Source organism: Arthrobacter sp. 01T414 (assembly GCF_056398965.1).
Map to the genome: position 1 here is coordinate 933125 of NZ_JBFTQK010000001.1, position 20136 is coordinate 953260.

Genomic DNA, 20136 nt, shown 5'->3' on the forward strand with positions numbered 1-20136 from the left:
CGCCGGTCACCACCCCTTAATTCCAGCTAGGAAAACGTTTTGAAATCTCTCGCAGCAATGCAGCTTCCCGCTGCCGTCGAGGCCTGGACCGGCCACGACACCCAGCTCCTCGTGGTCGCGGGCCTCGGCATCGCACTGATCGTGGTGCTGATCGCCAAGTTCAAGCTCCACCCCTTCCTCGCCCTCGTGCTCGGTTCGGCGTTCGTCGGACTGGCCTCGGGCGTGGAACTGCCCAAAATCATCAGCAACTTCGAGGACGGCGTGGGCGGCGTCCTGAAGGAGGTGGGCCTGCTGATTGCCCTCGGCGCCATGCTGGGCAAGCTCCTGGCGGACTCCGGGGGAGCCAACCGGGTGGTGGACACGCTGCTCGCCAAGGCGGGCGGGAACCGGGTGGTCTGGTCCATCACTCTCGTCGCGGTGATCATCGGCCTGCCGATGTTCTTCGAAATCGGCCTGGTGCTGCTGCTGCCCGTCATTGTCCTGGTCACGCAGCGCTCCAAGATGCCGCTGATGCGCATCGCCATCCCGGCCCTGGCCGGACTGTCGGTGCTGCACGGACTCGTGCCGCCGCACCCGGGACCGCTGATCGCGATCAGCGCGGTAAAGGCCGAGCTCGGCACGACGCTCGCCCTCGGACTCCTGGTCGCCATCCCCACCGTCATCATCTGCGGCCCGCTGTTTTCCCGGCTCGCCGCCAAGTGGGTACCGGTAGGCGCCCCCGCCGTCGCGGGCGGCATCGACACCCAGCACGGCGCCGACCTCGAAGGGGTCAAACGCCAGCCCAGCTTCCCGGTGACGCTGATGACCATCATCTTCCCGGTGGTTCTGATGCTGCTCAAGGCCGTCGTGGACATCGTCTGGCCCGACCCCGCCACGGCGCCGTGGATCCGGGTCTTCTTCGACTTCGTCGGCCAGCCGCTCGTTGCGATGACCCTGGCCGTGCTCCTGGCCATCGGCACCTTCGGGTACGCCGTCGGCTTTACCGGAAACAAGATCACCACCAAGATCGGTGCGAGCCTCGGCCCGATTGCCGCGATCCTGCTGATCGTAGGCGCCGGCGGCGGCTTCAAGCAGACCCTGATCGGCGCCGGCGTCGGCGACGCGGTCAAGAAGTGGGCCGAGGGTGCCAACATGTCCGTGCTGGTCTTGGGCTTCATCGTGGCCGTGGCGCTGCGCCTGGCCACCGGCTCGGCCACCGTGGCCACAGTCACGGCCGCCGGCATCGTCGGCCCGCTGGCCAGCACGCTGTCCCCGACCCACGCCGCGCTGCTGGCCCTCGCGATCGGCGCCGGCTCGCTCTTCCTCTCGCACGTCAACGACGCCGGCTTCTGGCTGGTGAAGGAACTCTTCGGCCTCAGCGTCGGCCAGACGTTCAAGACCTGGTCGGTGATGGAGACGCTGATCTCGGTGGTGGGCTTCGCCTTCGTGATGCTGCTCTCGCTGGTTATCTAGCAGCGCGGTCACCACACCGCTGACACGACAAAAGCCGCGCAGGATCCGGACTACCGGATCCTGCGCGGCTTTGTTGTTCCCGGGTGCTAGGCGCCCAGCGGAGCGGCAGCCACGGTCGGCATGGTGGGTGTCTTCGAGCCGCCAGCAGGCTCCACCGTGATGCCCAGCGCAGCCGCGGAGCCGATGCCCGTGACGACGGCCGGCTTGGACAGCGCCTCCGCGTCCATCAGGCCCTTCGAGACCGGGGCCGAGCCGTCCTTGGGGATCAGCCACATCTGGTAGACCTTGCCCGTCGGCGGGGCCGGGACGCCGTTCATCTTCACCACGACGGCATCCTTCGAGGACGAGAGCGTCAGGGAGGCCGTGCCGCCGCCGATCACGTCGATCGTGGCCTTGCGTACGTCGCCGGCCTGGAGCACCTGGTTCAGCGGATCGTTCTGGTTGGCGACGTAAGCGCCCACCCCGACGCCTCCCACGGCGATCGCGGCAGCCGCGGCGACGCCGATCAGCCAGTTGCGCATTCCCTGCGGCCGCCGCCGCTCCTCACGGCGTTGACGGGCGGCGCTGAGCTCGTCGGCGACCGGCTGTTCCGGGTGCTCGCGGACGGGCCGGGCCACCACCGGGGGAGCGGCAGCCGGTGATGCGCCGGCCGCAGGCCCGGCTGCCCGCCCGGCAGCCTGGGCCGGCAGGGCGGCGACGATGCGGTCGAAGAGTCCGGCGGGCGGTTCCTCCTCGGCGCTGAAGCTCATGGTCAGGGTCTCGCGGGCCTGCCGGACGCGTTCCTCGAACTCGGCGCGTTCCGCGGGCTGCGCCTGCGCGAGGTAGCGGTCGACGGCGGCGCGTTCGGCGTCGTCAAGGGCATGCAGCGCGTAGACCTCGGCGAGGTCAACGGCACGGCCGGAGCTGAGGTCGCTGGCAATGTCGGCGGAAAAGCTGCCGGGCGTGCGGCCGCTGTTCTGTGGATTCATGTCGTTCATCTCAACTCACCCCCAAACAGGTTTTCAGTCGGATCAGTCCGTCCCGGATGCGGGACTTGATGGTGGGAACCGCCGCATTGAGCCTCTCAGCGACTTCCCGGTAGGTGAGGCCGCCGTAGTAGGCAAGCCGCACGGATTCCTGCTGCGTGTCCGTCAGCGTGTCCAGGCAGCGGACCACGGCTTCGGCCTCGAGCTTGCTGCCCACCTCATCGGAGACGGAGTCGTGGTCGATCTCCTGGCTGCTGGCGCCGTACCTTGCTTCACGGTCGGTCGAGGACTGCGAGGACCGGACCTTGTCCACAGCCCTGCGGTGCGAAATGGTCATCAGCCACGCCAGCGGGCTGCCGGCGTCGGCGTTGAACTTCGCGGCGTTCTGCCAGACCTGGAGGAAGACTTCCTGCGTGGTGTCCTCGCTCAGCTCCGCGTCGATCAGTACCCGCCGCGCCATGCCGAAGACGCGGCGCGAGGTGAGCTGATAAAACTCGGCGAAGGCTGCCTGGTCCCCGTTGGCGATCTGTCCCAGCAATACGCCCAGCCGACGGTTGATGTCAGCTGAGGTGCTAGGGGGAGCGGCGGCCTCGGGGTTCGGGGCATTCGGTGTTTCCATCACCTTCAAGCATAAGGTGCCAGCCGCCGGACCGGGGGCAGAACGGACTTCGACAGTGCCGTGGTTGCCCGCAGCCCGTGGGGCCGGGCGTCTATCCGCCTGCATGATTGTCACCGCCCGCTCCTCGCTCCCTTCGACGCTCGCCGTTAATGGTCTCTCAGAAAGGATTCGGCGCGGCGGGGAAAACGGATGGGAAGGATTTCAGGGAATTTTGCCATCGCGGTTCGCGCCGGGGCTCGCAACAGGATCGACTCCAGGGCCGACGCCGGGGCCCGCGGCGCTAGAGCTTGGCGCCCGCGAATCCCTGCTGGCGCCACGCCTCGTAGACGGCGATCGACGCCGCGTTGGCGAGGTTCAGCGAGCGCAGCGCCGGCAGCATCGGCAGCCGGACGCGGGAGGTGACGTGCGGATCGTGTTTGACTTCCTCGGACAGGCCCACGGATTCCCGGCCGAACATCAGCACGTCCCCGGGCTGGTAGTTGATCTCCGTGTAGGAGGTCTCACCGTCGGAAGTGAAGGCGTAGACCCGCTCGGGCTGCAGCGCGTCCCAGGCGGCGTCGATGTTCGGGTGGACGGTGACGACGGCGAGGTCGTGGTAGTCCAGGCCGGCGCGGCGCAGCTTGGCGTCGGAGAAGTCAAAGCCCAGCGGCTCCACCAGATGGAGTTCGGCCCCCGTGATGGCGGCCAGCCGGATGGCGTTGCCGGTATTGCCGGGGATTTCGGGGCTGTGGAAGAGGATGCGGAACACGTTCCCATCCTAACGAGCCGCCGGGTTCCTGACGCATTCCCGGGCGCGTCCCCTAGTGCATGCCGCGCAGCAGCCGGGCCAGCACCGCCACGTTGACAATGTTCGGGGCCGGACCGGAACTGAGGAACTGCTTGAGGCCCCGGGCCAGGCCGGCGGCATTGACCACTTGTACGATCTCGTGGCTGTCGGCGCGGTCACGGGAGCGTCCATGCCGGTCGATCACCGGTTCGTGCAGGTTGCCGTCGGTGCTGTGGACGACAGTCCACCCGGTGACATTCAGCTCCGGGAAAATGTCCTGCATCCTGCGCACCACGTGGGCCAGCTGCGGCGGGGCGATGGACCGTCCGCCGTGGTTCAGCGTGCTGCCGTTCCAGGCGTAGGCCCCCGGCGGCAGCAGCATGGAGCTGATGATGGCCATCCGGTAGCCGGAGACCAGCACGTGGTCGATGTGGCTGTTGTCCGCGGGGGACTGCAGGCCGTTGATCAGGCGGGCTGCCGGGATGGCGGGCAGGATCTGCCGGGTGATCAGCTGGACCGTCCGCATTTCGCGCTGGATGCGTGCCTCGGCGCCGAAGATTCCCCGCCGCCGCGGCATGCCGTGGACCTGCTGCCGGGCCACCGAGGCCGGAATCAGCGGCACCTCGCCCGCCGCCGCCACCTCCTCGAAGGACGGGACGTAGACCGGCGCATCCGCGGCGGTGTTGCGCGGCGTGTTGGGCCGGCGGACGTGTGCAGAAGACCGGCTGCCGGCGGCCGGGGCGTCGAAGTGCGCCCCTTCCTCGGCCGGGGCCGTGCGGCTGGAGAACGCGGTGCCGCTGCCGTAGGAGCGGTCGTACTCGGCCCGGCGCTTGGCATCGATCAGGGTCTCGTAGGCCAGGGTCACGCGGCGGAACGTGGCGGCGTCGCCCCCGTGGTCCGGGTGGGCCGTGCGGGCAGCCTTGCGGTAGGCCACCTTGATGTCCTTATCCGTCGCCGTGACGGGGATCCTGAGGACCTGGTAATGCGAGCTGTTGCCCTGCGTCAAGCAAGATTCCTTTGCGTCAGTGGAGCCGGCCCGGCCTGTACTTCCGGCGTGGACAGTTTAACCGGCTGGCGGAATAACGAGCGTGCAGCCGTGGATGGTTCCCGGCGGCTGGCATAATTCAGCGCATGAAGATTGCCCTCGCCGTCAACCCGCGCGCCTCCTTCGGCCGCGGCCGGCATGCCGGCCGGGAAGCGGCGGAGTGTCTCCGCGCGGGTGGCGCGCAGGTCCAGTTGCTGTGCGAGGAGAGCTACCAGGCGCTGTCCCGGGCCGTGGACAAGGCGGTGGCCGACGGAGTAGATGCGCTGGTGGTGGTGGGCGGGGACGGCATGGTGCACCTGGGCGTCAACGCACTTGCCGGCTCGGGAGCCCCCTTCGGCGAAACTCCGCTGGGCATCATCGCAAGCGGAACCGGGAACGACATGGCACGCGCGCTCGGCCTTCCGCGGCACGACATCCCGGCGGCCGCCGCACGCGTGCTGGCGGCCCTGCCTTCGGGCGGCCGACAAATCGACGCCGGCCGGGTCAGCTCCGGAGACCGGACGCACTGGTTCGCCGGGGTGGTGTCCGCGGGCTTTGACGCGGCGGTCAACGAGCGTGCCAACCGGTGGCGCTGGCCCCGCGGCAAGGCCCGCTACAACCTGGCCATGCTGCGTGAACTCGCCACCTTCCGTGCCATCGAGTACACCGTGACGGCCGACGGTGAACGCTGGCAGCAAGGGGCGATGCTGATTTCGGTGGCCAACGGGCAGTCGATCGGCGGCGGCATGAAGGTTGTCCCGGACGCCGCGCTCGACGATGGGTACCTGGATCTGTTCACCGTCGGTCCGCTGTCCCGGGCAGCCTTCCTGGCAGTGTTTCCAGAGGTCTTTTCCGGCCGGCACGTGGCCCACCCGTCCGTGCAGATCCGCCGGGTCCGGCGGGTGGAACTCGCGGCCGACGGCGTCGTCGCGTACGCGGACGGCGAGCGGATCGGGCCGCTGCCGCTGACCATCGACGTGGTGCCCGGCGCGCTCCGGGTGCTGGCATAGCAAGGGGGACGGGCATGGCTAGGACGGCGCCGCGCAGTGCGGCCGCACTGCTGCTGTTGCTACCGGTGCTGGCCGGCTGCAGTGTCGGCGTCCCGGATCCCGCGGCACCCCGGCCGGCGGGCAGCGCAGCCGCCACCCTCGCCACTCCGACCGTGACTCCGGGCTACGACGCCGAGGCGGTCGCTGCGCGGAACCTACCCTTCACCGCGGGGGACCGCCTCGTTGCCGGTGTGCCGGTGCGACTCTCCGACGGGCTGGGCGATGCGCCCCGCTGGAAGCCCGGCCGGCAGGACGTGGCCGGCGCCAGTGAGTATCGGAAAGCCGACGGCTGCCTGGTCGCCGCCAAGGTCCGGGTGAACCAATGGCCCCTGGTCGTGGCCGGCGATGACAAGGCGTCCACGGAGGCCCTCTTCCATTACCTGGACCCCAGCATCCTGCCGTCCTACCTCAAGACCACATCGCTGCGCTGGGGCGGCGAACCGGGCAAACCGGGCCCAAAGGTCGAGGTGCTGGCGCTTGAGGGTGGCAAAAAGAGCGGGAAGCGGGTCACCGCCAGCTATGCCCGGCTCTTCGCCAAGGCCGGCTCATCCGTCTACGTCTCCGTCTCCTGCCCGGACGCCGCGGCGCTCGCGGCCGCACGTGCCGACGTCGCCGCCCGGCTGGCCGTGCTGCCGCCGTCGACCTGACCCGCTGAGGGGCAGGACGGCGGCCGCAGCGGCGGGCTAGCGGATCCTCGCGGGCGAGAGCCTGTTGAGCGCCAACGCCGCGACCAGCAGGCCGAAATCGCGCAGCGCCACGTCGAAGTAGCTGCCCAGGACCAGCAGGTTGATGATGATGCCGAGCAGCCACACGGCCACCAGCAGGGAGCCGAAGCGCGGCCGGACCGCGACGGCAAGGCCTGCGACTATTTCAACGACGCCGACGACRTACATGAAACTTGTCGCCGGCAACGGGACGACCGAGGTGGCCACCGGGGCCAGGTACATCGTCCAGTCGGTCAGCACGTTGGTGAACTTGTCCACGCCGAAAATGATCGGCGCCACCGTGAAGACCGTGCGCAGCAATAGGAAGGCCTGCCGTTGGGAAGCGGCCGCCGCCGTTGGGGCCGGGGCCGCCAGTGTTGTTGGAGATTTCATTGCTCGCTCCTTCTAAAATTGGATGCTCTGATTTTAGAATGGGAAGCAGGGTTAAGCAATGGATCTTGTTTTTAGAGTTAGGCTGATTCCATGAACCGCTTTCCGTGGAGCCGCAGGATTGCCGCCGTCGCGTCGCTGGGCGATGAAAACCGCAGGCGTCTCTTCGACTACGTCGCCGCAGCGGATCAGGCGGTGGGCCGCGATGACGCGGCCGGAGCCCTCGGGCTGGCGCGGAGCACGGCATCGTTCCACTTGGACCGGCTGGTCCACGACGGCCTGCTGGCGGTGGAGTTCCGCAAACTTGGCGGTAAGGAGGGGCCAGGCTCGGGCCGGCCGGCCAAGCTGTACCGCGCGGCCGTCCGGGAGGTCTCGGCATCGGTCCCGGAACGCAATTACGACCTGGCCGCTGAGCTGCTGGTGACGGCGATTGAACACTCCGTGGCCGACGGCGGTTCGGCCCGGGACGCGCTGCTGAAGGCCGCGCGGGCGCGCGGCCTGGCCGCGGTTAAAGGTGCGGGCGAAGGTGCCGGCGCCGCGGACTTCGCCGAGCTGCTGGCCGCCGAGGGTTACCGGCCAGCGGACGACGGCGCCGGCGACGGCGGCCTGGTCTTGCTCAACTGCCCGTTCCACCAGGTTGCCCAGGGCCATGCGGAGGTGGTCTGCGCCATGAACGGCGCGTTCCTGGGCGGAGTCGCAGCAGCCTGCGGCGTGGACCCCGGGCGGGTGGAAGCACTCGATATCGAGGAACTCCGGGCAAAGGGAGCGGCCGCGCCTGCCCAGTGCTGCGCCAGGATCAGGCCGCTCTGAGCCTCGCCCGGCCCTTGAGGCCGGTCAGCAGCACGCCGGCAACAACAATGATGCCGCCGGCCACTTGCACGAGTGTCAGGGGCGTGCCCAGCGCAAGGGTGATGACAGCGGTGAAGACCACCATCAGGTTCAGGTAGTTCCCCGCGGTGCCCGGCGGCGTGGTCCTCAGGGCCAGGTTCCAGAACAGGTAGGCGCCCAGCGAGGGGAAGACGACAATGTAGGCCAGCGACCAGCCTTCCGCCGGGGTCTCCGGCAGCCGGACGTGCAGGGCCGCGGCGAAGGGGGTCAGCGTCACGGCGGCCATGGCCACCTGCACCGCGGTGGCGGCGATGGCCGGAATGTCCAGCCGGCGGGCGATGATCGTGTAGCTGGCCCAGACCACGATGGCACCGAGCATCATGAGTTCGCCGGTATTGATTGAGAGGCTGGACAGCCGCTGCAGCTCGCCGCGGGTCAACACCAGCAGCACGCCCACGAGCCCCAGCCCGATGCCGAGCCAGCCCAGCCGTGTGGTCCGCTCGCCCAGCAGGAAAACTGCCATCACCACGATCAAGGCCGGGTTCGCCGCGGTAATCAGGGAGGCGTTGAGGGCAGAGGTGTAGCCCAATGCACCGTACAACAGCAGGGTGTAGCCGCTCATGCCGAGTGCGCTCAGCAGCAGCAGCACGGGCCAGCGGCGCAGGACCGCCCGCCAGTCCGGCTTTTCCACGAAGTGGGCCAGGGCGAGCAACGGCAGGGCGGCCAGCGCCCAGCGCCAGAAAGTCAGGTCCAGCGGGCTCATTGACGCGACCGCCGCCTTGCCAACGACATAATTTCCGGACCAGAACACAGTGGCCAGGACGAGGTACAAGGGCGCTTTCACCGCTCGAATGTACACCAGGGCCCGGCCCTCGGCTGCAGTCCCGCGGCGCTGTCCTCGAGCTTCCCCGCGGTTCCGTCCCGCTGGGGCTGAGTGTGCTCCCACGGTAGAATTGGCCTGTGTCCGTATACCTAGACCACGCTGCCACCACGCCGCTCGCCGCGGAAGCGCTGACCGCGCTGACGCGTGAGCTGGCCCGGACCGGCAACCCGTCCTCGCTGCACGGGGCCGGCCGCCGTGCCCGCCGGGCCGTCGAGGATGCCCGCGAGGCCCTGGCCGCCGCAGCCGGAGCGCACCCTTCGGAGGTCATCTTCACCTCCGGCGGGACGGAAGCGGACAACCTGGCCGTCAAGGGACTCTACTGGGCCCGCAACGCCGAAGACCCCAAGCGGACCCGCATCCTCTGCTCCGCCGTCGAACACCACGCGGTCCTGGACACCGTCGAATGGCTCGAACGGCACGAAGGAGCCGACGTCCGCTGGCTGCCGGTCGACGAACACGGCGTCCTCGACCTGGCCGCGCTGAAGGCGGAACTCGCCGACGATCCCGGCGCGATCGCGCTGGTCACCGTCATGTGGGCCAACAACGAGGTGGGGAGCCTGCAGCCCGTCGGGGAAATCGTGCGGCTGGCGCACGCCGCGGGGGTGCCCGTGCATTCCGACGCCGTTCAGGCGTTCGGCTCCGTCCCGGTGGATTTCCGCGAAACCGGCCTGGACGCCATGTCCATTTCCGGCCACAAGATCGGCGGCCCGGTCGGCGTCGGCGCCCTGCTGCTGGGCCGCGCCGTCAAACTGACCCCGGTCCAGCACGGCGGGGGACAGGAGCGCGACGTGCGCTCCGGCACCCTGGACACCGCATCCATCGCCGCCTTCGCCGCCGCGGCGGAGGCGGCCACCCGAAACCTGGCCGCCGAGTCCGAGCGGATCTCGGCGCTCCGCGACCGGCTGATCGACGGAGTCCGCGCGGCCGTGCCGGAGGCTGTGCTGCGCGGAGCCCCGGGGGCGGACCGGCTGCCGGGCAATGCGCACTTCACCTTCCCCGGCTGCGAGGGCGATTCGCTGCTGTTCCTGCTGGACCTTGCCGGGGTGGAATCCTCCACCGGCTCCGCTTGCACCGCCGGCGTACCCCGGCCCTCCCATGTGCTGCTCGCCATGGGCCTGGATGAGGACACGGCCCGGGGCGCCCAGCGCTTCACCCTCGGCCATTCATCCACCGACGCCGACGTCGACGCGCTGCTCGCGGCGCTGCCCTCGGCGTATGAGCGTGCCCGCCAGGCCGGGATGGCCGGCCACGAGTCCAGCATCCAGACCGCGGGTACGCTCGCCCGCCAGACCGCAGCAGGCTAGTCCGCGGGCAGCAGTTGCTCCAGCGGGACATCCGGATCCGCCAGCGAGTCCGGGTTGACCGCGGACCGTGCGGTGATGAGTGCCTTGATGGCTTTTTGCGGTTTGTCGGACCTCGGCCAGTTGACGTTCATGCCGGCGACCACGCGGCCCTCACGCTGCCAGAAGGCGAGAAAGCTCCTCTCCTCCACGGAGCCGCGGAGCACGGGCGGCCCCTCGACCAGGCTGCCGAAGCCCGAGTACTCCATGCTGACGTCGTATTGGTCCGTGTAGAAGTAGGGAACCGCATCCAGCACCGCGTCCCGGCCCAACATCGCCCGGCCAGCGACCTTGCCGCCGTTGAGCGCATTGGACCAGTGCTCGCTGCGGTGGTGGCTGCCGGTGAACGGGTGCAGCGCGTTGGCCACGTCACCGGCGGCAAAGACGCCGGGCGCCGAGGTCCGCAGCGAGGYGTCCGTGAGGATCCCGTTGTTCAGCTCGATACCCGAGGCCGCGGCAAGCGAGGTTTCCGGCACTACGCCTACCGCGACCACCACAAGGTCGGCGGCCAGGACCTCGCCCGCATCGGTGCGGACCCCGGTGACCCGGCCAGCCTCGCCCATGATCTCGTGAGCCGACGCCGGGAGCCGGAACCGGACACCGTGGGACTCATGCAGCGACCGGAAGAACCTTCCCAGTTCGGGACCGATCGCGGCCTCCAGCGGAACCTGCTCCAGGCCCAGCAGCGTGACAGTGTTGCCGTACGAGCTCGCCGCGGCCGCGAGCTCCATCCCGATCCAGCCCGAGCCGACCATCACCACATTCCGGCCTCCGCCGGCGAGGGCATCCCGGAGCCGGCGGCTGTCCTCCAGCGTCCGGAACGTCATCACCCCGTCCAGGCCGCTGCCGGGAAGCGGAATCGAGCGCGGACGTGCGCCGGTGGCCAGCAGGAGCGCGGAATAGCCGAGCCGGCCGCCGTCGCCGAGCGCCACCGTGCGGGCCGCGGTGTCCAAGCCGGTGGCCGGGACGCCCAGCCGGAGGTCGACGTCGTTCTCCCCGTACCAGGCTGGCGGAACCACCGGGAGGGCTTCCTCGCCGTCCTTGCCCAGGAGATACTCCTTAGACAGCGGCGGCCGCAGGTAGGGGGCGTGCGGCTCCTCGGCGAGAAGGGTGACGGGGCCCTCGAAGCCCTCCGCCCGCAGCGTCTTGGCGGCGGTGGCCCCGGCCAGGCCGCCACCCACAATCACGATGTTTTCAACAGCCATGTTCGCGCGTCCCGCCTGTGCGTTTGCCGGTGCTTTTTCTAAAACCGTTAATGCCGACGTTAGAAGCGGGGGGTGCCGCCGTCAAGCCCTTTTTGGGGCAGGATTCGGCGTGGCGATAGAATTGCGGGGCAGGCGTTGTGTTATTCAACTGCCCGCGACCCTCCTGATTCCTAGAGAAAGCCAGCATGCGAGTTCTTGCAGCCATGAGCGGCGGCGTCGATTCAGCCGTTGCCGCAGCCCGCGCCGTCGAGGCCGGACACGACGTCGTCGGGGTCCACCTCGCCCTCTCGCGCATGCCCGGAACGCTGCGCACCGGCAGCCGCGGCTGCTGCACCATCGAGGATTCGCGTGACGCCTGGCGGGCGTGCGACGTGCTCGGCATCCCGTACTACGTGTGGGACTTCTCCGAGCGCTTCAAGGAAGACGTCGTCCAGGACTTCATCGACGAATATGCCGCCGGCCGCACGCCAAACCCGTGCATGCGCTGCAACGAGCGGATCAAGTTCGCCGCGCTGCTGGAGAAGGCGATCGCGCTGGGGTTCGACGTCGTCTGCACCGGCCACTACGCCAAGGTGATCACCGACGCCGAGGGCAACCCCGAGCTGCACCGCGCCGCGGACTGGGCCAAGGACCAGAGCTACGTGCTCGGCGTCCTCACGCACGAACAGCTCCGGCACTCGATGTTTCCGCTCGCGGATACCCCTTCCAAGGCCGAAGTCCGGGCCGAGGCCGAACGCCGCGGACTTTCGGTGGCGAACAAGCCGGACAGCCACGACATCTGCTTCATCCCCGACGGCGACACTGCCGGCTGGCTGGCGGAGAAGATCGAGATGACCACCGGCGACATCGTGGACGAGTCCGGTGCCAAGGTCGGCGAGCACCCGGGAGCCAACGCCTTCACCGTCGGCCAGCGCCGCGGACTCAAGCTGGGCACCCCGGCAGCCGACGGCAAGCCGCGCTTTGTGCTGGAAATCCGACCCAAGGAAAACAAGGTGGTGGTCGGGCCCGAGGCGCTGCTGGCCATCGACGAAATCCGGGGCATCAAGGTCTCCTGGGCGGGACTGCCGATCGCCGAGATCGCCACCGGCGGGGAGTTCGACTGCTACGCCCAGGTCCGCGCCCATGGCGACCCCGTCCCGGCAACCGCCCGGATGGACCACGCCGGCGGGTCCGGTGACCTCGTGGTGACGCTGGCGGAGCCGTTGCGCGGGGTCGCGCCCGGTCAGACCGTGGTGCTCTACCAGGGCAGCCGGGTCCTCGGCCAGGCCACCATCGACGCCGCGCGCTCCCTGCAGCGCGCCGCCCTCTAGACCGTTCCACCGAAGCGCCGAGTTCAGGAGCGCCGCTCGCCATAGGCGGGCGGCGCTCCTGGCGTTAACGGGTGCCCCGCGGTGGACATGTCCATTCTTCGTAGCCAAGAGTGCGCATGTGGGGATTCTGTCCGGTGCGCAGCCCCGGCGGTGGACATGTCCGAAGGCCTTCGGCGCAGGCTCAGGGGTGCCGGAAATCCGGGCGAAATCCCGAAGAATGCGATAAGTTCCCCGTGTTCGTGTAAATTTTGTGTCTCAACTCACAAGATGCAGCGATTCGTCCGTGGTCTTCTGGTTGAATCTAGGAATCAGGACAGTGTGCTGCCCCTCGAGTCAAGCTACTTCGGGCTGCGCACTAGTACTCATCGAACAGAAAGTTCACAGATGGCAATGAACAAAAAGGCCCTGCAGAGCGCCATCGCGCTTGCCGGGGTTTCCGCCTTTGCATTGACGGCCTGCACCGGCCCTTCCGGCGGCGGAACGTCCTCCGGCAGCGCCGCAGGCGGAGGCACCATTACTTACGGCACCACGGACAAGGTGGTCACCCTTGACCCCGCCGGCTCCTACGATGCCGGCTCCTTCATGGTGATGAACCAGATCTACCCGTTCCTGATGAACTCCAAGCCCGGAACGGCTGACTCCACCCCGGACATCGCCGAGTCCGCGTCCTTCACGAGCCCGACGGAATACACCGTCAAGCTCAAGTCGGGCCTCAAGTTCGCCAACGGCCACGCCCTGACGTCCTCGGACGTGAAGTTCTCGATCGACCGCGTCATCAAGATCAACGACGACAACGGTCCGGCCTCCCTGCTGGGCAACCTCGCTTCGGTGGAAGTCAAAGACGACTCCACCGTGGTTTTCAAGCTCAAGGAAGGCAATGACCAGGTCTTCCCGGGCGTGCTTGCCGCGAACGCCGGTCCGATCGTCGACGAAGAGGTCTTCTCCCCGGACAAGCTGATGAGCGACGAGGACATCGTCAAGGGCAAGCCCTTCGCTGGCCAGTACACGATCGAGAGCTACAAGAAGAACGAGCTCGTGAGCCTCAAGGCCAACCCGGACTACAAGGGTCTGCTCGGCAAACCGGCAAACGACAGCGCCACGATCAAGTACTACGCGGACTCCAACAACCTCAAGCTCGATGTCCAGCAGGGCAACATCGACGTCGCCGGGCGCAGCCTGACCGCGACCGACGCCGCCGACCTCGAGAAGGACTCCAAGGTCAAGGTCCACAAGGGCCCCGGCGGCGAGCTGCGCTACATCGTCTTCAACTTCGACACCATGCCGTTCGGCGCCAAGGCTGCCGACGCTGACCCGAAGAAGGCACTCGCCGTCCGCCAGGCGATGGCAGACATCGTTGACCGCGACGCGATCGCCAGCCAGGTCTACAAGGGCACCTACCTGCCCGCGTACTCCGTCGTCCCGGACGGCTTCGTCGGCGCCATCAAGCCGCTCAAGGACATGTACGGCGACGGCAACGGCAAGCCGAGCCTCGACAAGGCCAAGAAGGCATTCAGCGACGCCGGCGTCACCGCCCCGGTCACCCTGAAGCTGCAGTACAACCCGGACCACTACGGCAAGTCCTCCGGCGACGAGTACGCCATGATCAAGGAGCAGCTGGAGAAGTCGGGCCTGTTCAAGGTTGACCTGCAGTCCACCGAGTGGGTCACCTACTCCAAGGACCGCACCAAGGATGTCTACCCGGTTTACCAGCTCGGCTGGTTCCCGGACTACTCCGACGCCGACAACTACCTGACCCCGTTCTTCATCCCGGGCAACTTCCTCAAGAACCACTACGAGAACCCGACTGTCACGGCGCTGATCAAGAAGCAGCTCACCACCGTTGACAAGACCGAGCGCGAAAAGGTGCTCGGCGACGCCCAGACGGCCGTCGCCAAGGACCTTTCCACGCTGCCGCTGTTGCAGGGCGCCCAGCTCATGGTCGCCGGCAAGGACGTCCAGGGTGTCGAAAAGACCCTCGACGCGTCCTTCAAGACCCGTCTTGGTGTGATTTCCAAGTAGGTCCATTCCCCATCCGGTCCTGACCAGCCAAGGAGGCGGGGCGCCCGCGCGGCGTCCCGCCTTTCTTGCTGATGGCGGGACAACCGATTCCCGAAGCCCACGAAGCCGACGGAAGCACAAATTTAGGTACCAATGACAACACTTATTGAGGCGCCGCCCAGCGACGCCGACGGCCTATTGCCGACAAAGAAAAAGGCGTCCGGTGGGGGACTGGGCCAGTACATCCTGATCAGGTTCCTGCTGATCTTCCCGACCATCTTCATCCTGGTCACGCTCGTGTTCTTCCTGATGCGGATCACCGGTGACCCGATCACTGCCGCCCTCGGCGGACGGCTCCCGCCGGAGCAGCTGGCGGAGCGCATCCACGCGGCCGGCTACGACCGGCCCATCTTCGTGCAGTATTTCGAGTACCTCGGACAGCTGATCACCGGCAACTTCGGCACCACACTCTCGGACAACCGCCAGGTCTCCGAGATGCTGACCACCTACGGTTCGGCGACGCTCGAGCTGTCCATCAACGCGCTGATCGTGGCCCTGCTCGTGGGCATCCCGCTCGGCATGATCGCCGCGCACCGCCGCGATAAGGCAGCCGACGCCGTGCTGCGGATCTTCGCGATCCTCTGCTACGCCACACCCGTCTTTTTCGCCGGCATGCTGCTCAAGCTGACCTTCTCGGTCTGGCTGGGCTGGCTCCCGGTCGCCGGGCGGGCCAAGACCTCCACGGAACTGGCCCTCACCGCGCTGGAGGCTCCCACCGGCATCTACTGGCTGGACGCGCTCCGCAGCGGCAACATGGCCGCACTCGGCGACGTCACCGCCCACGCCGTGCTGCCCGCCGTCGCCCTTGGTCTGCTGACCGCCGGCATCTTCCTGCGGCTGGTGCGCACCAACGTGATCGGCACCCTCGGAAAGGACTATGTGGAGGCCGGACGCTCACGCGGCGTCAGCGAATTCCGCCTGGTCACCAAGCACGCCTACAAGCCGGCCCTGATCCCCATCATCACCGTGATGGGCCTGCAGATCGCCGTCATGCTCGGCGGCGCCGTGCTGACCGAGACCACCTTTGAGTGGAAAGGCCTCGGCTTCCAGCTCGCGACCTACCTGACTGCCCGCGACTTCGTGGCCGTGCAGGGCATCGTGGTGCTGCTTGCCGTGATCGTGGCCGTGACCAACTTCATCGTGGACATTGTCGCCGCGCTGATCGACCCCCGCGTGAGGTACTGACATGAGCATCGAACCAACCATTGCGGCAGAAGCCCGCAGGGACCCCTGGTACCGGCGCCTGCCGGTCGTCTCGCACTTCAACAAGAGCGTCGGCCTGCAGCGCGGCATGCTCGTCACCGGGCTCATCCTCACCGGGCTGTTCCTGCTCACCGCGATTTTCGCCCCGCTGATCGCGCCGTTCGGCTTCTCCCAGATTTCCGACGCCGACGGCAGCTTCCCGGCCCAGCAGGCCCCCGGCGGCAAGCACCTCCTCGGCACAACCGTGGGCGGCTACGACGTGTTCTCCCGCGTCGTCTGGGGCGCTCAGACCGCCGTCATGGTCATCATCGTGGCGGTCATCATGTCGATCTTCATCGGCGTCATCCTCGGCCTGGTCAGCGGCTACATCGGCGGCTGGCTGGACCGGATCCTCGTGGTCATCGCCGACGCCGTGTACGCCTTCCCGTCCCTGCTGGTCGCCATCGTCATGGCGATCGTGATCAGCGGCGGACGCTCCAGCCTGTGGGGCGGAATCCTGGCCGCGGCGATCTCCATCACCGTGGTCTTCATCCCGCAGTACTTCCGCGTCATCCGCGCCGAAACCATCCGGCTCAAGGCCGAACCGTTCGTCGAGTCGGCCAAGGTGGTGGGGGCGTCCAACATCAGGATCATGACCCGGCACATCTACAAAAACGCCACCCGCACTTTGCCGCTGATCTTCACGCTGAACGCCTCCGAAGCCATCCTCACCCTCGCGGGCCTGGGCTTCCTGGGCTTCGGCATCGAACCGACCTCGGCCGCCGAGTGGGGCTTCGACCTCAACAAGGCGCTGGCGGACACCACCTCCGGCATCTGGTGGACCGGTGTCTTCCCGGGCCTGGCCATCGTCCTCACCGTGGTGGGGCTGACCCTCGTCGGCGAAAGCATCAACGACCTCAACGACCCGCGCCTGCGCGGCCGTAAGAAGGCCGCCTCCGGCAAAGCCGGACCCACCCCCGCCGGACCCGCCCCCGCCGGCAGCCAGGCGGCGGCATCAGCAGAAGTGAGCAGTTCATGACCACCAATATCGGATCCGTATCGGACCAGCCCGCCCGCGGCGCCGGGCCTGTGCTGGACATCGACCACCTCAGGGTCACCTTCGCCACCGACGCCGGGGACGTCTACGCGGTGAAGGATGTCAGCCTCGAGGTCAACCCGGGCGAGGTCGTCGCCATCGTTGGCGAGTCGGGCTCCGGCAAGACCGTGACCGCCAAGACCATCCTGGGGCTGCTGCCGGAGACGGCAATCAGCTCCGGCGCCGTGCTGATCAACGGCAACAACGTGATCAGCGTCAGCGCCTCGAAACTGCGCGAAATCCGCGGCCGCGACGTGGCGATGGTGTTCCAGGAACCGTCGACGGCGCTCAACCCCGTCTTCACCGTGGGCTGGCAGATCGCCGAGGGCATCCGCGCCCATGCCGGACACGGGGGAGCCGGCAAGGTCAGCGCCAAAGAAGCCAAGGCGCGCGCCATCGACGCCCTGCGGAAGGTAGGCATCCCGGATCCGGAGACCCGGGTCAACTACTACCCGCACCAGTTCTCCGGCGGCCAGAAGCAGCGCGTCGTAATCGCCGCCGCGCTGGCGCTCAACCCGGGCCTCATTGTTGCCGATGAGCCGACCACCGCCCTGGACGTCACCGTGCAGGCGGAAATCCTGGAACTGCTGCGTGACCTGCGGGACCAGTACGGCACCTCGATCGTGCTGATCACGCACAACATGGGCGTTGTGGCCGACCTCGCCGACCGCGTCGTCGTGATGTACCAAGGCGACGTCGTCGAGGAGGCCAGCTCCCGGGTGCTGTTTGCCGAACCGAAGCAGGACTACACGAAGAAGCTCCTGGCCGCCGTCCCGCACCTGGGCCGGAACTCCGCCTCGGCGGGGATGACCGAACGGGCCCACCAGGGCGGCAAGGTGCTGGTCGAGGCCAAGAACCTCACCATCGAGTACCCCGGCCGGCTGGGCAGCCCCGCGTTCAAGGCCGTGGATGGTGTGAACTTCACCCTGTCCGAGGGTGAGGTCTTCGGCCTCGTCGGCGAATCGGGTTCCGGCAAGACGACGATCGGCCGTGCCATCGCGGGCCTGAACAAGACCACGGGCGGCAGCCTGAAGGTGCTGGACTACGAGATGCTCAATCTCAAGGAGCGCACCTTCAAGCCGCTGCGCAAGCAGATCGGCTTTGTCTTCCAGGACCCGGCGGCGTCGTTCAACCCGCAGCTCACCATCGGCGAGTGCATCGCCGAGCCGCTGGTCATCCACACGAAGCCGACGCCGGCGCAGGCACGCCAGCGGACCCGGGAACTGCTCGAATCGGTGCAGCTGCCGGCGGCCTACGCCGACCGGTACCCGCACGAGCTCTCCGGTGGCCAGCGCCAACGCGCCTCGCTGGCGCGGGCACTGATCCTGAACCCGAAGCTGCTGATCGCCGACGAGCCAACGTCGGCGCTGGACGTATCGGTGCAGGCCAAGGTGCTGGAGCTGTTCAAGGAGATCCAGGCAGAGTTCGGGTTCGCCTGCCTCTTCATCAGCCACGACCTCGCCGTGGTGGACATCCTCTCGCACTGGGTCGGGGTGCTGTACAAGGGCAAGATGGTGGAGCAGGGCCTCGGAAACCAGGTGATGGGGAACCCGCAGCACGACTACACCAAGAGGCTTATCGCCTCGCTGCCGGTCCCGGATCCGGACGAACAGGCACGGCGCCGCGAGGAATTCCGCGCGGTACTCGGAGCCTGAGAGCCGGCCTCGCCGGCCCTGCCGGGGAAGCACCGGCCGCACCACGGGACATGCCCGCCGTTCACTGCGAACGGCGGGCATGTCCCGCTTAACACCCGGCGGGACACCCGTGCCAGCCCCTACACTGGACGAATGACCGAGCAGAACCTGAACCTTCCCGACGCAGATTCCTATGACCCCACGGCCAGTTCGCTGGCCGGGCACGTGGATCCCGCGGTGATGGCGGAACTGCTCTCCATCCGCTCCAGCATCGACAACATCGATGCCACCCTGGTCTTCCTCCTGGCCGAGCGCTTCAAGGCAACGCAGAAGGTCGGCTTCCTCAAGGCCGCGCACAAGCTTCCCGCGGGGGACCCGGGCCGGGAGACGGCCCAGATCGCCCGCCTGCGCCGGCTCGCCGCCGAAGCGCACCTGGACCCGGCATTTGCCGAGAAGTTCCTGAACTTCATCATCGGCGAAGTGATCCGCCACCACGAGGCCATCGCCGAGGATCACGAGGCCGCCGCGCACGAGGCCGCACACCGTGCCTCGGCTGCCGCGGACCCCGCCGTTACTGCCGAGGCGTAGCCGTGGCCGTGCCTGATGTCCCCGGCCAGGTCACGGCCACCGCGCTTGGGCCGTGGCCGGGGGAGGACCCGGTTGAAGCCGCCCGCATCATCCGCGGCGAGCTCGGCAGCCCGCACCTTCCCTTCCTCGCCGAACTCCCGGACCGGGGCGTCGGCTCCGATGCCCTGGGCCGGACCGCGTCGCTGCTGGAGGGCCTCGCCGTCGACGTCCAGCCCCACGGCTGGCGGCTGGTCGACCGGCCGGGGAAGGACCTCCTGCGGGCCCGTTCGGCGCTGTCCACCGATATCAACGTCCTGGCCGACGTCGTCGGGGCCGAGGACACGCCGTCCTCGGAACTCAAAATCCAATTGCGCGGCCCATTCAGCCTCGCCGCAGGACTGCACCTGCACAACGGGGAGCGGGCCCTCATCGACTACGGCGCGCGGCGGGACCTTGCGGCCTCACTGGCCGCCGGGGTGGGCGCCTACCTGCGCCGGGTGGCTGCGGCGGCGCCGGGCGCCGGACTGGTGGTGCAGCTGGACGAGCCGGACATCGCCGCGGTCATGGCCGGCACCATTCCCACCGCCAGTGGCTACCGCACCCTCCGCGCCGTCGCGGGGTCCGAAATCACCGAGGCCTGGCGTATTGTCATCGACGCCTTGAGGGATGCCGGGGCGGCCGAAGTCGTGGTCTGCGTGCCCGAAGTCGAGGCTCCCTTCGACCGGATCCTCGCCGCCGGCGCGGACGGGATCGCGGTGCCGCTGCGGGCCCTGACCTCCCGCCAATGGGAACAAATCGCCGGTGCGCTGGAGTCCGGGAAACGCTTCTGGGCGGGGGCGTTGCCGGTCGATGATCCGGCCGCGGTGCTGCCGCGCGTCCCTGAGGCGGTGGAAATGCTCTGGCGCCCGTGGCGCCAGCTCGGCCTCCCGCCAGCCGCGCTGGGCGCCGTCCGGGTCACGCCGTCGGCCGGCCTCGCCGGTCACACGCCGTCTTCCGCGACGGCGGTGCTGACCCGGCTGACCCAGCTGGCCGACGGGCTGAACCAGATCGCGCTCGGGTAGGAC

Annotated in this window: 19 protein-coding genes; 12 read left to right on the top strand and 7 right to left on the bottom strand. The window is 68.3% G+C overall.

What is annotated here, in order from left to right:
- Window positions 1-57 precede the first annotated feature (57 nt).
- A complete protein-coding gene (locus tag AC1DK9_RS04390) occupies window positions 58-1452 on the top strand; it encodes a GntT/GntP/DsdX family permease (protein WP_476863213.1) in 1395 nt (464 codons plus the stop codon).
- An 86-nt stretch (window positions 1453-1538) separates the two neighbouring features.
- On the opposite strand, the gene AC1DK9_RS04395 is transcribed toward AC1DK9_RS04390, so the two are convergent.
- The 4 genes from AC1DK9_RS04395 to AC1DK9_RS04410 form a co-directional block, all read right to left on the bottom strand.
- A complete protein-coding gene (locus tag AC1DK9_RS04395) occupies window positions 1539-2429 on the bottom strand; it encodes an anti-sigma factor (protein ID WP_476863095.1) in 891 nt (296 codons plus the stop codon).
- A gap of 1 nt (window position 2430) precedes the next feature.
- Window positions 2431-3036 carry an ECF RNA polymerase sigma factor SigK gene (sigK, locus tag AC1DK9_RS04400; RefSeq protein ID WP_476863096.1) on the bottom strand — a complete coding sequence of 202 codons (606 nt, stop codon included), beginning with the start codon at window positions 3034-3036 and terminating at the stop codon, window positions 2431-2433.
- A 280-nt stretch (window positions 3037-3316) separates the two neighbouring features.
- Complete coding sequence (locus AC1DK9_RS04405; protein WP_476863097.1) at window positions 3317-3784, bottom strand: tRNA (cytidine(34)-2'-O)-methyltransferase; 468 nt, start codon at window positions 3782-3784, stop codon at window positions 3317-3319.
- A 52-nt stretch (window positions 3785-3836) separates the two neighbouring features.
- Window positions 3837-4808: a J domain-containing protein gene (locus AC1DK9_RS04410; protein ID WP_476915103.1), complete on the bottom strand. Its 972-nt coding sequence runs from the start codon at window positions 4806-4808 to the stop codon at window positions 3837-3839.
- A 125-nt stretch (window positions 4809-4933) separates the two neighbouring features.
- On the opposite strand from AC1DK9_RS04410, the gene AC1DK9_RS04415 reads away from it, so the two are divergent.
- A complete protein-coding gene (locus AC1DK9_RS04415; RefSeq protein WP_476915104.1) occupies window positions 4934-5836 on the top strand; it encodes a diacylglycerol/lipid kinase family protein in 903 nt (300 codons plus the stop codon).
- A 14-nt stretch (window positions 5837-5850) separates the two neighbouring features.
- Entirely contained in the window at window positions 5851-6522 is a 672-nt protein-coding gene (locus AC1DK9_RS04420) for a hypothetical protein (protein ID WP_476915105.1), read from the top strand.
- A gap of 36 nt (window positions 6523-6558) precedes the next feature.
- Here the strand turns inward: AC1DK9_RS04420 and AC1DK9_RS04425 are convergent, their stop codons facing one another.
- Window positions 6559-6972: a hypothetical protein gene (locus AC1DK9_RS04425; protein ID WP_476863101.1), complete on the bottom strand. Its 414-nt coding sequence runs from the start codon at window positions 6970-6972 to the stop codon at window positions 6559-6561.
- Between the two features lie 90 nt (window positions 6973-7062).
- Between AC1DK9_RS04425 and AC1DK9_RS04430 the strand changes: the two genes are divergently transcribed.
- On the top strand, window positions 7063-7779 hold the full coding sequence (locus tag AC1DK9_RS04430) for a helix-turn-helix transcriptional regulator (RefSeq protein ID WP_476863102.1): 717 nt from the start codon (window positions 7063-7065) through the stop codon (window positions 7777-7779).
- Here AC1DK9_RS04430 and AC1DK9_RS04435 read toward each other — a convergent pair.
- Entirely contained in the window at window positions 7766-8641 is an 876-nt protein-coding gene (locus tag AC1DK9_RS04435; RefSeq protein WP_476863103.1) for a DMT family transporter, read from the bottom strand. The two genes, AC1DK9_RS04430 and AC1DK9_RS04435, sit on opposite strands and share 14 nt — an antisense overlap.
- Before the next feature lie 116 nt (window positions 8642-8757).
- On the opposite strand from AC1DK9_RS04435, the gene AC1DK9_RS04440 reads away from it, so the two are divergent.
- The gene (locus AC1DK9_RS04440; RefSeq protein WP_476915106.1) at window positions 8758-9984 is read left to right on the top strand and encodes a cysteine desulfurase family protein; all 1227 of its coding nucleotides are present in this window, start codon (window positions 8758-8760) and stop codon (window positions 9982-9984) included.
- Here AC1DK9_RS04440 and AC1DK9_RS04445 read toward each other — a convergent pair.
- A complete protein-coding gene (locus tag AC1DK9_RS04445; protein WP_476915107.1) occupies window positions 9981-11225 on the bottom strand; it encodes an NAD(P)/FAD-dependent oxidoreductase in 1245 nt (414 codons plus the stop codon). The genes AC1DK9_RS04440 and AC1DK9_RS04445 overlap by 4 nt on opposite strands.
- Before the next feature lie 185 nt (window positions 11226-11410).
- Here AC1DK9_RS04445 and mnmA point away from each other — a divergent pair, with 185 nt between their 5' ends.
- The 7 genes from mnmA (at window position 11411) to AC1DK9_RS04480 (ending at window position 20133) form a co-directional block, all read left to right on the top strand.
- Window positions 11411-12535, top strand: coding sequence for a tRNA 2-thiouridine(34) synthase MnmA (gene mnmA / locus AC1DK9_RS04450; RefSeq protein WP_476915108.1), 1125 nt, complete (start codon window positions 11411-11413; stop codon window positions 12533-12535).
- A gap of 384 nt (window positions 12536-12919) precedes the next feature.
- Entirely contained in the window at window positions 12920-14554 is a 1635-nt protein-coding gene (locus tag AC1DK9_RS04455; protein WP_476915109.1) for an ABC transporter substrate-binding protein, read from the top strand.
- A gap of 132 nt (window positions 14555-14686) precedes the next feature.
- A complete protein-coding gene (locus AC1DK9_RS04460) occupies window positions 14687-15778 on the top strand; it encodes an ABC transporter permease (protein WP_476915110.1) in 1092 nt (363 codons plus the stop codon).
- A gap of 1 nt (window position 15779) precedes the next feature.
- On the top strand, window positions 15780-16814 hold the full coding sequence (locus tag AC1DK9_RS04465; RefSeq protein ID WP_476915111.1) for an ABC transporter permease: 1035 nt from the start codon (window positions 15780-15782) through the stop codon (window positions 16812-16814).
- Window positions 16811-18526, top strand: coding sequence for an ABC transporter ATP-binding protein (locus tag AC1DK9_RS04470; RefSeq protein WP_476915112.1), 1716 nt, complete (start codon window positions 16811-16813; stop codon window positions 18524-18526). Before AC1DK9_RS04465 ends, AC1DK9_RS04470 begins: the two co-directional genes overlap by 4 nt.
- Before the next feature lie 132 nt (window positions 18527-18658).
- The gene (locus AC1DK9_RS04475) at window positions 18659-19093 is read left to right on the top strand and encodes a chorismate mutase (RefSeq protein WP_476863111.1); all 435 of its coding nucleotides are present in this window, start codon (window positions 18659-18661) and stop codon (window positions 19091-19093) included.
- An 8-nt stretch (window positions 19094-19101) separates the two neighbouring features.
- Window positions 19102-20133, top strand: coding sequence for a uroporphyrinogen decarboxylase/cobalamine-independent methonine synthase family protein (locus AC1DK9_RS04480; protein ID WP_476915113.1), 1032 nt, complete (start codon window positions 19102-19104; stop codon window positions 20131-20133).
- Window positions 20134-20136: the final 3 nt, after the last annotated feature.

What these genes read in the sequence shown, in the direction of transcription:
- AC1DK9_RS04390 (WP_476863213.1), top strand. Translation starts at nt 58, where the DNA reads ATGCAGCTTCCCGCTGCCGTCGAGGCCTGGACCGGCCACGACACCCAG.
- AC1DK9_RS04395 (WP_476863095.1), bottom strand. Translation starts at nt 2,429, where the DNA reads ATGAACGACATGAATCCACAGAACAGCGGCCGCACGCCCGGCAGCTTT.
- sigK (WP_476863096.1), bottom strand. Translation starts at nt 3,036, where the DNA reads ATGGAAACACCGAATGCCCCGAACCCCGAGGCCGCCGCTCCCCCTAGC.
- AC1DK9_RS04415 (WP_476915104.1), top strand. Translation starts at nt 4,934, where the DNA reads ATGAAGATTGCCCTCGCCGTCAACCCGCGCGCCTCCTTCGGCCGCGGC.
- AC1DK9_RS04420 (WP_476915105.1), top strand. Translation starts at nt 5,851, where the DNA reads ATGGCTAGGACGGCGCCGCGCAGTGCGGCCGCACTGCTGCTGTTGCTA.
- AC1DK9_RS04430 (WP_476863102.1), top strand. Translation starts at nt 7,063, where the DNA reads ATGAACCGCTTTCCGTGGAGCCGCAGGATTGCCGCCGTCGCGTCGCTG.
- mnmA (WP_476915108.1), top strand. Translation starts at nt 11,411, where the DNA reads ATGCGAGTTCTTGCAGCCATGAGCGGCGGCGTCGATTCAGCCGTTGCC.
- AC1DK9_RS04455 (WP_476915109.1), top strand. Translation starts at nt 12,920, where the DNA reads ATGGCAATGAACAAAAAGGCCCTGCAGAGCGCCATCGCGCTTGCCGGG.
- AC1DK9_RS04460 (WP_476915110.1), top strand. Translation starts at nt 14,687, where the DNA reads ATGACAACACTTATTGAGGCGCCGCCCAGCGACGCCGACGGCCTATTG.
- AC1DK9_RS04465 (WP_476915111.1), top strand. Translation starts at nt 15,780, where the DNA reads ATGAGCATCGAACCAACCATTGCGGCAGAAGCCCGCAGGGACCCCTGG.
- AC1DK9_RS04470 (WP_476915112.1), top strand. Translation starts at nt 16,811, where the DNA reads ATGACCACCAATATCGGATCCGTATCGGACCAGCCCGCCCGCGGCGCC.
- AC1DK9_RS04475 (WP_476863111.1), top strand. Translation starts at nt 18,659, where the DNA reads ATGACCGAGCAGAACCTGAACCTTCCCGACGCAGATTCCTATGACCCC.